The sequence below is a fragment of the Rubrivivax sp. A210 genome (assembly GCF_904426505.1).
Classification (GTDB): domain Bacteria; phylum Pseudomonadota; class Gammaproteobacteria; order Burkholderiales; family Burkholderiaceae_C; genus Rubrivivax.
Genome location: NZ_CAJGBN010000067.1, coordinates 76102 through 87783, shown reverse-complemented (window position 1 = coordinate 87783; position 11682 = coordinate 76102). Strand labels below are relative to the sequence as shown.

The following is an 11682-nucleotide window of genomic DNA, read 5'->3' as shown; positions in this document are numbered from 1 at the left end:
CGTTTCTCCTTGTCTTTCAGGCCGCGGCCTGGTTGCCCAGCTTGTCGGCCCAGGCCTGCATCTTGCCGAGGCCGGTCCAGTTGGCGTCGACATAGGTGATGGCGCCGGTGGGGCAGGCGGTGGCGCAGGCAGGGTCGCCCCCGCAGAGGTCGCATTTCTGGACCTTGCCGGTTTCCTGCACGTAGTTGATGGTGCCGAAGGGGCAACTGATGGTGCAGACCTTGCAGCCGACGCAGGTGGTCTCGCTCACCACCTTGGCGCCAGTGGTCTTGTCGACCGTGATCGCCTCGACCGGGCAGGCGTGCAAGCACCAGGCCTCGTCGCACTGGGTGCAGGTGTAGGGCACCTTGCGCCCCGTGTGGTGGAAGTCGAAGACCTTGATGCGCGATTTGGCCGGCGCCATGACGCCGTAGTTCTCGTAGGAACAGGCCATCTCGCACTGCAGGCAGCCGGTGCACTTCTCGGCGTTGATATGCAGGCTTTTCTGCATGGCGGGGTTCTCCAGTGGCGGCGTGGTTCGGGGGGACCCGGCCGCAGGAAACCGTCAGCCTGCAGCGGGATAGGAAATGATGTTCATAGCGGCTGCGCAGCGATACCTAGGCGTAACCCGGAGATGGGCATGGATTTCGACTCTGTTGCTCCAGGCTGTGACGCCTGGAGCAGGCTGGCTGGTGCCCGGCCCGGGCAATGCTCAAGGCGCCGCGTTGGGGAAGAAGAGCTGCTCGCCGCCGATGCGGTAGGCGGCGATGGCCTGCTGGCCGGCCGGCGACACCACCCAGTCGGCGAAGCGCTGGGCCAGGTCGGCCTTCACATGCGGGTGCTTGGCCGGATTGACGACCATCACGCCGTACTGGTTGAACAGCGACTTGTCGCCCTCGACCAGCACCGCCAGCTCGCCGCGGTTCTTGAACGACAGCCAGGTGCCGCGGTCGGCCAACACATAGCCGCCCAGCGACGAGGCCATGTTCAGCGCCGGGCCCATGCCGCAGCCGCAGTCGCGGTAGCCGGCCGGGCGTGCCGCCGCCATGTCGACGCCGGCGGCCTTCCACAGGCGCAACTCGGCAGCATGGGTGCCGCTCTTGTCGCCGCGCGAGACAAAGGGCTGCTGCGACGGGGCCAGCTTGCGCAGCGCGCCGGCAATGTCGCCTCCCTTCACGCCGCCCGGGTCGGCCTTGGGGCCGATGAGGACGAAATCGTTGTACATGACGTTGCGGCGCCGGGTGGCAAAGCCTTCGGCGACGAACTTTTCCTCGGCCATGAAGTCGTGGACGAAGACGATGTCGGCGTCGCCGCGGCGCCCCGTATCCAGCGCCTGGCCCGTGCCCACCGCCACCACGCGCACCTCGATGCCGCTGGCCTGCTTGAAGGCCGGCAGCAGGTGGCCGAACAGGCCCGACTGCTCGGTCGAGGTGGTCGAGGCCATCACGATGAATTTTTCCTGCGCGGCGGCGCCGCCCCAGGCGGTCAGTGCCGCGGCACCCAGCAGGGCCAGGGCTGCGCGGCGGCGCAGGCGGGTGAGAGGGGCGGTCAGGTGTTCCATGGCAGTTCTCCTTTGAGGAAAAGCCGCACCTGCGGAGGCAGGCGGGGGCTGTCGAAAAAATCGGCCACCGGCAGGTCGGCCAGCAGGCGCCCGCCTTCCAGGTAGGCGGCGCGGGTGGCCAGGCGCTTGACCTGGCCGAGGTTGTGCGTGCTCATCACCATGGTCATGCCATCGGCGGCGAATTCGGTGATGAGTGCCTCGACCTCGCGCTTGGCGCCGGGGTCCAGGCTGGCGGTGGGCTCGTCGAGGAAGAGGATGTCGGGCTTCAAGGCCCAGGCGCGCGCCAGCGCCAGGCGCTGTTGCTGGCCGCCCGAGAGCGCACGGGCACGCTTGCCGGCCAGGCTGGCCAGGCCCACGCGCTCCAGCGCGCCGCGGCAGCGCGCGGCGCACTCGGCCGGCGCCACGCCCTGCAGCCACAGGCCCAGGCGCACATTCCACTGCACAGTGAGGTCGAGCAGGAAGGGGCGTTGGAACAGCATCGCGCCGCGCGCCGAGCCGGTGGCGTAGCGCTCGCCCTCGCAGCCGATCAGGCCGTGCAGCAGGCGCAGCAGCGTCGTCTTGCCCGAGCCGTTGGCGCCCACCAGGGCCAGGCGGTCGCCGCGGTGCAATGCGAGGTCAACGCTGTCCAGCGCCACCGTGGCACCGAAGCACACGCTGGCGCTGCGCAGCGTCACGAGGGCGTCCGTCATATCAAGGCTTCGTTGGTGCTGCGCCCGCCGCGCAGTTGCACCAGGGCGATGAGGCCGTTGAGCAGGCCCACCACGGCCAGCAGCACGAAGCCCAGAGCCAGGGCCAGCGGCAGATCGCCCTTGCTCGTCTCCAGTGCGATGGTGGTGGTCATCACGCGCGTGATGCCGTCGATGTTGCCGCCGACGATCATCACCGCGCCGACCTCGGCGACGGCGCGGCCGAAGGCGGTGAGCAGCACCGTGAGCACGCCGTAGCGCTCGTGCAGCAGCAGCAGCAAGGCGGTGGCCACCGGCCCGGCGCCGAGTGAGCGCAACTGGTCGCCGCCCTCGGCCAGCGAGGCCAGCAGCAGGCGCCGGCCCAGGGCTGCGACCAGCGGCACCACGAGCAGGGTCTGGGCGATGACCATGGCCGTGGGCGTGAACAGCAGGCCCCAGCTGCCCAGCGGGCCCTGGCGCGAAAGCATCAGGTAGACCAGCAGGCCCACCACCACCGAAGGCAGGGCCAGCAAGGTGTTGAGCAGGCCGACGACAGCGCGCTGCCCCGGGAAGCGGGCGACCGCCAGCCAGGCGCCGAGTGCCAGGCCCGCCACCGCGCCGACCAGGCTGGCCGTGCCGCTGACCTGCAGTGACAACGCGACGGTGTGCAGCAGCCGCGGCTCGGCCTGGAGCATCAGCGAGGCGGCGGTGGCGAGGCTTTCCTGAAAGGCGGACATCGGCGGGTTGCGAGGGCGGAGTGCAGTGCGGCGGCATGCGGCGGCGGCCTCCGGTCCTGCGCGCGGCCGGGGATTCTGCGGGGGCTGCTGGCTCTTGGCGATATGTTCGTCCTTGCATAGCGCTGAACAGCCCGGCGTGCCGCCGCGGCGCTGTTGTGCAAGCCTGTGACAGCACAAAAGGGAAAACCCTGGAAATGCAGGGTCAAAGCGGCGCCCCGGGGTTTGGCACGCGGGTTGCACTGGTGAGGGCAGAACCGCCGGCGGGTGCCGGCGGTCCAGCCTGGAGGAGACACGCATGCAATTTCGACTTCTGAGCCTGCTCATCAGCGCAGCGCTTGCTTCGGTCGCGGCCACCGCCGCCACCCCCGCCGTCACCGACAAGATGATCCAGGACGACGCCAAGTCGCCTGGCGACATCCTCAGCTGGGGCATCGGTACCCAGGGCCAGCGCTATTCGACGCTCAAGCAGATCACGCCGTCCAACATCGGCAAGCTGGTGCCGGTATGGAGCTTCAGCTTCGGCGGCGAGAAGCAGCGCGGCCAGGAGTCGCAGCCGGTCATCCACAACGGCAAGATGTTCGTCACCGCGTCCTATTCGCGCATCTTCGCGCTCGACGCCAAGACCGGCGCCAAGCTCTGGAAGTACGAGCACCGCCTGCCCGAGGGCATCATGCCCTGCTGTGACGTCATCAACCGCGGCGCCGCGCTGTACGACAACCTGGTGATCTTCGCCACGCTGGACGCCCAGCTGGTGGCGCTGAACCAGGACACGGGCGAAGTGGTCTGGAAGGAGAAGATCGACAACTACGCCGACGGCTACTCGGCCTCGGCCGCGCCCATCATCGCCGAGGGCCTGCTGCTCACCGGCGTCTCGGGCGGCGAATTCGGCATCGTTGGCCGCGTCGAGGCGCGCAACCCCAAGACCGGCGCGCTGGTCTGGGTGCGCCCCACGGTCGAAGGCCACATGGGCTACAAGTACGACGACAAGGGCAACAAGACCGAGAACGGGATTTCGGGCACGACCGGCAAGTCCTGGCCGGGCGACCTTTGGAAGACCGGCGGCGCGGCCACCTGGCTGGGCGGCACGTACAACGCCAAGACCGGCCTGGCCTATTTCGGCACCGGCAACCCGGCGCCCTGGAACAGCCACCTGCGCAAGGGCGACAACCTGTTCAGCTGCGCCACCGTTGCCGTCGACGTGAAGACCGGCCAGATCGTCTGGCACTACCAAAGCACGCCCAACGACGGCTGGGACTTCGACGGCGTCAATGAATTCGTCACCTACGACGAAGGCGGCCGCGTGCTGGGCGGCAAGGCCGACCGCAACGGCTTCTTCTACGTCAACGACGCCAAGACCGGCCAGCTCGTCAACGCCTTCCCCTTCGTGAAGAAGATCACCTGGGCCACCGGCATCGACCTCAAGACCGGGCGCCCGAACTTCGTGCCCGAGAACCGCCCCGGCGACCCCACTGCTGGCGCCGACGGCAAGCAGGGCAAGACGGTGTTCTCGGCGCCCAGCTTCCTGGGCGGCAAGAACCAGATGCCGATGGCCTATTCGCCCGAGACCAAGCTGTTCTACGTGCCGGCCAACGAATGGGGCATGGAGATCTGGAACGAGCCCATCACCTACAAGAAGGGCGCGGCCTACCTGGGTGCCGGCTTCACGATCAAGACGCTGGGCGACGGCCCCATCGGCGCGCTGCGCGCCATCGACCCCAAGACCGGCAAGATCGTCTGGGAAGTGCCCAACAACGCGCCGCTGTGGGGTGGCGTGCTCACCACCGCCGGCAACCTGGTGTTCTGGGGCACGCCCGAGGGCTATCTCCAGGCCGCCGATGCCAAGACCGGCAAGATCGTCTGGAAGTTCCAGACCGGCTCGGGCGTCGTGGCGCCCCCCATCACCTGGCAGCAGGACGGCGAGCAGTACATCGGCGTGGCCTCGGGCTGGGGTGGCGCGGTGCCGCTGTGGGGTGGCGATGTCGCCAAGAAGGTGTCCTTCCTCGAGCAGGGCGGCAGCATGTGGGTCTTCAAGCTGATGAAGTGAGTTGACTGACACCGGCCGCGGCCGGTGGATGGCTCGACACCGGCCGCGGCCGGTGCAGCACGGAAAAGCGGGGCCGCAAGGCCCCGTTTTCCGTTTGGCGGCGGCATCGGTGGCGATGGGGCAGGGTGGGGCGCCTACATTCCGCCGCCGCCGCGCCGATACAGCGTTAGACGGCGCGGCTGCGCGCCGTGTGGTCTGTGTTCGCCGCCCCTGTCTGCCGCCCTTGAAGCTGATCCCCATCTCGCCCCAGCACCTTCACGTCGACAAGCCCCTGCCCTTCGGGCTGCGCGACGAGGACGGTCGCCTGCTGCTGGCCGCCGGCCACACCATCGCCAATCTGCAGCACCTCGAAGCGCTGATCGCCCAGCCGCTGTTTGCCGAGGAGGGCGAGGCCTCGGCCTGGACACGCCGTCTCACCGCGGCGATGGACGACGTGATCCGCCAGGGCGGCTCGATACGCCAGGTGGTGGCGGTGCGCCCGCAGGAGGCGCGCGACAAGCCGCGCCCGCAGCCCACGCTGACGCTGACCGAGCAGTGGCTGGAGATCGTGACCCACCTCGACCTCGTGCTGCGCGATCCGCGCGCCGAGGACTGGCCGGCCCGCCGCGACGCGCTGCACCTGCGTGCATGCGATCTGCTGCACAGGCGGCCGGACGCCTCGCTCTACCACCTGGTCTACGAATCGGGCCATGCCCGCGGCCGCTACACCGCGCGCCATGCCCTGCTCGCCCTGGCCATCGTCGAGCTGGCGGCGCCCAAGCTCGACTGGGAGCCGGCCTGGATAGCAAGCCTGGGCTGCGCCGCCCTGCTGATGAACATTGCCGCCGTGCGCCAGCAGGACCAGTTGGCCCAGACCACGCTGCCCGGCGGCGCTTCGCCGCGCGATCCGGCGCCCGAGCACCCGGCCCAGGGTGCAGCCCTGCTGCAGGAATGCGGCCTGGCCGACGCGCTGGCGCTGGCGGTCGTGCGCCTGCACCACGAGGCTGGTGACGCGTTGGCACCGCTGGCCAACCTGGCGCCCGAGCGGCAACTGGCGCGGCTGCTGCGCCGGGCCGACCTCTTCGCGGCCCAGATCAGCCACCAGGCCGGGCGGCCACCGGCTTCGCCGGTGCAGGCGGCGCGCGAGGCCTGCCTGGGTGCGGGCGGCCTGCCCGACGAGATCGGCGGCGCCCTGCTCAAAGCCGTGGGCCTGTACCCACCGGGCAGCTTCGTCGAGCTGGCCTCGGGCGAGATCGCCATCGTCATCGGCCGCGGCAGCCGCGCCAATCTGCCCCACGTCGCGACCCTCATCGGTGCCAGCGGCACGCCGATGGCCGAACCGCTGGCCCGCGACACGCAGGACCGCCGCCATGCGGTCAAGGGCGTGGTGCCGCTGGCGCGCGTGAAGATCCTGCCGCCGCACGAGCGCCTGATGGCGATGCGGCCCTAGCGGCTGCGGGGCCCCTGGTGCTGGCCTGTGGCGACCGCCGGTCGGCGCTGGTGGCCGGCTTTCACCGGCCTTTTCCCGCCGACCGCGGCGTCGCGGCGGCCGACACTGGCGGCGCACCTACCTTTCCAACTGATGAGCAAGCTTCTGCCCCATGCCGCGGCCGGCCTGGCCCTGCCGCGCTGGCCCTGGCCCGCACCGGCCCTGCTGGCCTGGGGCGCAGGCTGGGCCGCCTGGTGGCTGCTGGTCGCCGCCGGTTTGCCGCCCTTGCTGGCGTTGGCCGTCGGTCTGGTGGTGGCGCTGGCGCTGGCTGCGCGCTGCACCGGCTGGCGGCGCCGGCTCATCGCGGCGGCCGGCTTCCCCCTCTCGGCGCTGGCCCTGGGCTTGGCGGCCGGGCTGCCGTCCTGGATCTGGCTGCTGCTGCTGCTGCCGCTGCTGGCCGCCTACCCGCTGCGGGCCTGGCGCGATGCGCCTTTCTTCCCCACGCCCGTGGCGGCGCTGGACGGCCTGGCCGCCCTCACCGGCACGCCGCGGCGCGTGCTCGACGCCGGCTGCGGCCTCGGCCACGGCCTGGCCGAACTGCGCCGGCTGTGGCCCGAGGCCGAGATCGAGGGCATTGAATGGAGCCCGCTGTTGGCCGGGCTGGCACGCCTGCGCGCCGCGCCGCTGGGTGCGCGCGTGCGGCGCGGCGATCTCTGGGCCGGATCTTGGCAGGGCTTCGATCTGGTCTACGTCTTCCAGCGTCCCGAGACCATGGCCCGCGCCTGGGCCAAGGCCGAGCACGAGCTGGCCCCGGGAGCCTGGCTGGTGAGCCTGGAATTCGCGGTGCCGGGCGTTGCGCCCAAGGCCTGCCTGCAGGGGCCGGGGCGGCGGGCGGTGTGGATCTACCAGCCGGCGGCGCCCGGCGCAGCCTCAATGGTGGGCGGCAATGGCCGATAAGAACCGCATGTCCGATGCTGTACCGGCCGGCGCAAGGCCGATAGTGGGAACCCCGTCATGTTCGTGATCGTCGGTTGGGCCGTCGCGATGGTCTGCATCTTCGGTGTCTACATCTTCCACGGTGGAAACATCGGCGTGATCCTGAAGGCCTTGCCCTTCGAGATGATCACCATCTTCGGCGCCGCGGCCGGCGCCTTTCTGGCCAACAACCAGATGAAGGTGGTCAAGGCCGCAGCCAAGGGCCTGGGCGGCTGCTTCAAGGGCGGCAAGTTCAGCAAGGCCCGCTACATGGAGCTGCTGGCGCTGATGTACGACATCCTGCAGAAGGCGCGCAAGGAAGGCCTGATGTCGATCGAGAAGGACGTGGAAGAGCCGCACAGCTCGCCGCTGTTCCAGAAGTACCCGACGGTGGGCAACGACCACCATGTCGTCGAGTTCATCACCGACTACCTGCGCATGATGGTCTCGGGCAATCTCAACGCCCACGAGATCGAGAGCCTGATGGACAGCGAGATCGAGACGCACCACCAGGAGGAGCACGCCGCGGTTGCCGCCATCCAGCGCCTGGCCGGCGGCCTGCCGGCCTTCGGCATCGTCGCGGCCGTGCTGGGCGTGGTCAACACCATGGGCTCGGTGGGCCAGCCGCCGGCGGTGCTGGGCGGCATGATCGGCTCGGCCCTGGTCGGCACCTTCCTGGGCATCCTCCTGTCCTATGCCTTTGCCGAGCCGCTGGCCGGCCTGATGGAGCAGAAGGTCGAGGACGCCGGCAAGGAACTGCAGTGCATCAAGACCACGCTGCTGGCCAGCATGCAAGGCTATGCGCCCCAGGTGGCCATCGAGTTCGGGCGCAAGGTGCTGTACTCGGGCGACCGGCCGACCTTCGTCGAACTCGAAGGGCATGTGAAGGGCAAGAAGTGACTTGCCGCGCGCTGCGGTTGAAGGGGGCTGGCCATGGCCGGTGACGCCAAGAAGCTCCAGCCCATCATCATCAAGCGCATCAAGAAGGGCGGCCATGGTGCGCATGGCGGGGCCTGGAAGATCGCCTATGCCGACTTCGTGACGGCCATGATGGCCTTCTTCCTGCTGATGTGGCTGCTGGGCAGCACCACCGAGGGCGACAAGAAGGGCATTGCCGACTACTTCAGCGCGCCGCTCAAGCTGGCCCTGCTGGCCAGCGGCTCGGGCGCCGGCGATTCGTCGCACGTCATCAAGGGTGGCGGACAGGATCTCACGCGCAGCACTGGCCAGCAAAAGCGCGGCGAGATCGAGACCAAGAAATCCACCCTCAACCTTCACCAGCTCAAGGAGCAGCAGGCGCGCGCCGAAGTGGCGCGACTGGAAGACCTGAAGAAGAAGGTCGAGGGCAAGCTTGCCAGCAGCGCCAAGCTGCAGGGCATGGCCTCGCAGATCCTGCTCGAGATGACCAGCGACGGCCTGCGCATCCAGATCGTCGATGCCGACCAGCGGCCGATGTTCACCAGCGGCAGCGCCGTGGTCCAACCCTATATGCGTGAACTGCTGCGCGAGATCGGGGCCATCCTGGTCGAGGTGCCCAACCGCCTGACCCTCGAGGGCCACACCGACGCCATGCCCTTTGCCGGCGGCGACCGTGGCTACAGCAACTGGGAACTGAGCGCCGACCGTGCCAATGCCTCGCGCCGCGAGCTCATTGCCGGCGGGCTGTTTGAAGAGCAGGTGCTGCGCGTGCAGGGCCTGGCGGCGGCCAATCCCTTCGACCGCCGCGACCCTGCCGCACCCAGCAACCGCCGCATCAGCATCATCGTGATGACGCGCGAGGCCGAGGAGGCCGTGTTCCGCGTCAGCACCGCGCCGCTGGCGCCACCGCCCGAGCCGGCGGCCGAAGGCCAGCCCCAGGCCCCGATGGCAAATGCGCCGGCTGCGCCACCTGCCACAGCGCCGGCCGCTGCGCCGCCGGACGGCCGCTCAAGTCCCGGCGCCGCAACCCGATAATGAAGCGAAGCCCATCGCCCGAGGATTGCCCATGAACACCAGCGAGATGAAATTTCTCATCGTCGACGACTTCTCCACCATGCGCCGCATCGTGCGCGGCCTGCTCAAGGAGATGGGCTGCAACAACGCCGACGAGGCGGAGGACGGCGTGGCGGCGCTGCAGATGCTCAAGAACATGAAGTTCGACTTCGTCGTCTCCGACATCAACATGCCCAACATGAACGGCTTCGATCTGCTCAAGGCGATCAAGGCCGACGCCGCGCTCAAGCACCTGCCGGTGCTGATGGTCACTGCCGAAGCGCGCAAGGAAGATATCGTGCTGGCGGCGCAGAGCGGCGCGGCCGGCTACATCGTCAAGCCCTTCACGAAGGCCACGCTCGAGGAGAAGGTGCAGAAGATCCTGCAGAAGCTGGCCGCCACCGCCTGAAGGAAGCCGATCATGAAGATGGACGACGTCGTCGACCTCCAACGCAGCGAGCCCCTGGTGGTGTCGCTCGAGGTCTTTCAACAACTCGGCAGCATCACGCGGCTGCTGCACGACACCATGCAGCAACTCGGCGTGATGCCCAAGCTGCAGATTGCCACCGACGGCATACCCGACGCGCGCAGCCGCCTGACCTATGTGGCCAACAAGACGGCCGAGGCGGCCAACAAGGTGTTGAACTCGGTCGACCTGGCCAAGGCTGACCATGCCGCCATCAGCAGCGCCACGCGCGAGATGGCGCGCGCCATCGTTGCCGACCCGGTGAAGGCGGTGGCCACGGGCGCGGTGCTCAACTTCGTCGAGGACGTCGAGCGCCGTACTTCGGCCATCGACGGCCACCTCACCGACATCATGATGGCGCAGGACTTCCACGACCTCACCGGCCAGGTGGTGGCCAAGGTGGTGACCCTGGCCAACGACCTGGAGGACAGCTTGGTCAAGCTGCTGGTGCAGGTGGTGCCGCCCGACCAGCGCGACAAGGTCGACCCGTCGGTCCTCAACGGCCCGGTGGTCGACGCCGCCGGTCGCACCGATGTCGTCAGCAGCCAGGGCGAGGTTGACGACCTGCTGGCCTCGCTGGGCTTCTAGCGTCCACGGCTGCAGGGGGCCGAACACCTCAGCCTTTACCCCGCTTATCGCGCTCAAGCCGGCGGCCGCAGCCGGCACCATGACAGGGCTGCATCAAAGGCCCCGCCCGGGGCGGGCAGCCCAGCCCTACCGTCATGGCCGAAAGCGCACAAGACCGCCAGCTACCCGCCTCACAGCGCAAGATCGAGAAGGCGCGCGCCGAGGGCCAGGTCGCGCGCTCGCGTGACCTGACGCACTTTGCTGCCATCGGCGGCGGCGTGGCGCTCGCCGCGGCCCTGATGCCCTGGCTGAGCGATGGCGCCGGCCGCCTGCTCACCACCGGCCTGCGCTTTGACGCCGCGCTGCTGGCCAACCCCGCCGCGATGGGCCAGCGCCTGGCCGAGCTGGCGCTGCAAATGGCCGAGCTGCTGGCGCCGCTGCTGGGCGGCCTGGCCCTGGCAGCGCTGGCCGCCAGCGTGCTGGCCGGCGGCTGGAACTTCACGCTCAAGCCGCTGGCGCCCAATCTCTCCAAGATCAATCCGCTCGCCGGCCTCGGCCGCCTGGTCTCGGGCCAGCAGCTCACCGAGACGCTCAAGGCCTGCCTTCTGGCCCTGGTGCTGGGCGTCGTGGGGGCGGTCTTCCTGGCCCGCCACTGGCTCGAGCACGCCCAGCTGCTGGCGATGCCGCTGCCGGCGGCACTGCGGGCTGCCGGTGCCTTGATCCTCGACGGCCTCATCCCGCTGGCCCTGGTGCTGGGCGCCTTCGCCCTCGTCGACGTGCCGCTGCAGCGCCACATGCTGCAGCGCCGTCTGCGCATGAGCGTCGAAGAGCTGCGCCAGGAGTTCAAGGAGCTGGAGGGCAATGCCGAGGTCAAGTCCAAGGTCAAGCTGCGCATGCGCGAGATGGCCAACCGCCGCATGCTGGCCGCCGTGCCCGGCGCCGACCTGGTGGTGATGAACCCGACCCACTATGCGGTGGCGCTCAAGTACGACGAGGGCACGATGGCCGCGCCGCGCGTCGTCGCCAAGGGCGCCGACCTGGTGGCGCTGCGCATCCGCGACATCGCCACCGAGGCCAAGGTGCCGGTGCTGCAGGCGCCGCCGCTGGCGCGCGCCCTCTACACCCACACCGAGCTGGACCAGGAGATCCCGGCACGCCTGTTCGGCGCCGTGGCCCAGGTGCTGGCCTGGGTCTACCAGCTGCGCGACGCCCTCGCCAAGGGCCGGCCCATGCTGGCGCCGGCGCCGGTGCCTGAGGTGCCGGCCGATCTCGACCCGCTGCAGGCTGATGCCTCGGGCCGCAACTGAGG

The 11682-nt window shown here is 69.5% G+C and carries 12 protein-coding genes; 8 read left to right on the top strand and 4 right to left on the bottom strand.

The window, feature by feature from the left end; all coding sequences use genetic code 11:
- Nucleotides 1-16: 16 nt before the first annotated feature.
- The 4 genes from JMV16_RS21590 to JMV16_RS21575 all read right to left on the bottom strand — a co-directional run bounded on the left by JMV16_RS21590 (nucleotide 17) and on the right by JMV16_RS21575 (nucleotide 2942).
- Nucleotides 17-490, bottom strand: coding sequence for a 4Fe-4S dicluster domain-containing protein (locus JMV16_RS21590; RefSeq protein ID WP_201496385.1), 474 nt, complete (start codon nucleotides 488-490; stop codon nucleotides 17-19).
- 201 nt (nucleotides 491-691) lie between these two features.
- Nucleotides 692-1540 (bottom strand): substrate-binding domain-containing protein, encoded by an 849-nt coding sequence (locus JMV16_RS21585; protein WP_201496384.1) that lies wholly within the window; start codon nucleotides 1538-1540, stop codon nucleotides 692-694.
- Complete coding sequence (locus tag JMV16_RS21580) at nucleotides 1528-2229, bottom strand: ATP-binding cassette domain-containing protein (RefSeq protein WP_201496383.1); 702 nt, start codon at nucleotides 2227-2229, stop codon at nucleotides 1528-1530. The genes JMV16_RS21585 and JMV16_RS21580 overlap by 13 nt, the downstream gene beginning before the upstream one ends.
- On the bottom strand, nucleotides 2226-2942 hold the full coding sequence (locus tag JMV16_RS21575) for an ABC transporter permease (protein WP_201496382.1): 717 nt from the start codon (nucleotides 2940-2942) through the stop codon (nucleotides 2226-2228). The genes JMV16_RS21580 and JMV16_RS21575 overlap by 4 nt, the downstream gene beginning before the upstream one ends.
- Before the next feature lie 295 nt (nucleotides 2943-3237).
- Between JMV16_RS21575 and JMV16_RS21570 the strand changes: the two genes are divergently transcribed.
- The 8 genes from JMV16_RS21570 (at nucleotide 3238) to JMV16_RS21535 (ending at nucleotide 11680) form a co-directional block, all read left to right on the top strand.
- The gene (locus tag JMV16_RS21570; protein ID WP_201496381.1) at nucleotides 3238-4986 is read left to right on the top strand and encodes a PQQ-dependent methanol/ethanol family dehydrogenase; all 1749 of its coding nucleotides are present in this window, start codon (nucleotides 3238-3240) and stop codon (nucleotides 4984-4986) included.
- Nucleotides 4987-5209: 223 nt separating this feature from the next.
- The gene (locus tag JMV16_RS21565) at nucleotides 5210-6415 is read left to right on the top strand and encodes an HD-GYP domain-containing protein (protein WP_201496380.1); all 1206 of its coding nucleotides are present in this window, start codon (nucleotides 5210-5212) and stop codon (nucleotides 6413-6415) included.
- 132 nt (nucleotides 6416-6547) lie between these two features.
- Nucleotides 6548-7351: a class I SAM-dependent methyltransferase gene (locus JMV16_RS21560; protein ID WP_201496379.1), complete on the top strand. Its 804-nt coding sequence runs from the start codon at nucleotides 6548-6550 to the stop codon at nucleotides 7349-7351.
- Nucleotides 7352-7408: 57 nt separating this feature from the next.
- Nucleotides 7409-8269 carry a flagellar motor stator protein MotA gene (gene motA, locus JMV16_RS21555; protein WP_201496378.1) on the top strand — a complete coding sequence of 287 codons (861 nt, stop codon included), beginning with the start codon at nucleotides 7409-7411 and terminating at the stop codon, nucleotides 8267-8269.
- A gap of 33 nt (nucleotides 8270-8302) precedes the next feature.
- Nucleotides 8303-9322 carry a flagellar motor protein MotB gene (motB, locus tag JMV16_RS21550; RefSeq protein ID WP_201496377.1) on the top strand — a complete coding sequence of 340 codons (1020 nt, stop codon included), beginning with the start codon at nucleotides 8303-8305 and terminating at the stop codon, nucleotides 9320-9322.
- A 31-nt stretch (nucleotides 9323-9353) separates the two neighbouring features.
- Nucleotides 9354-9749, top strand: coding sequence for a chemotaxis response regulator CheY (cheY, locus tag JMV16_RS21545; RefSeq protein ID WP_201496376.1), 396 nt, complete (start codon nucleotides 9354-9356; stop codon nucleotides 9747-9749).
- Between the two features lie 12 nt (nucleotides 9750-9761).
- Complete coding sequence (locus JMV16_RS21540; RefSeq protein ID WP_201496375.1) at nucleotides 9762-10394, top strand: protein phosphatase CheZ; 633 nt, start codon at nucleotides 9762-9764, stop codon at nucleotides 10392-10394.
- 134 nt (nucleotides 10395-10528) lie between these two features.
- The gene (locus JMV16_RS21535) at nucleotides 10529-11680 is read left to right on the top strand and encodes a flagellar biosynthesis protein FlhB (protein ID WP_201496374.1); all 1152 of its coding nucleotides are present in this window, start codon (nucleotides 10529-10531) and stop codon (nucleotides 11678-11680) included.
- Nucleotides 11681-11682: the final 2 nt, after the last annotated feature.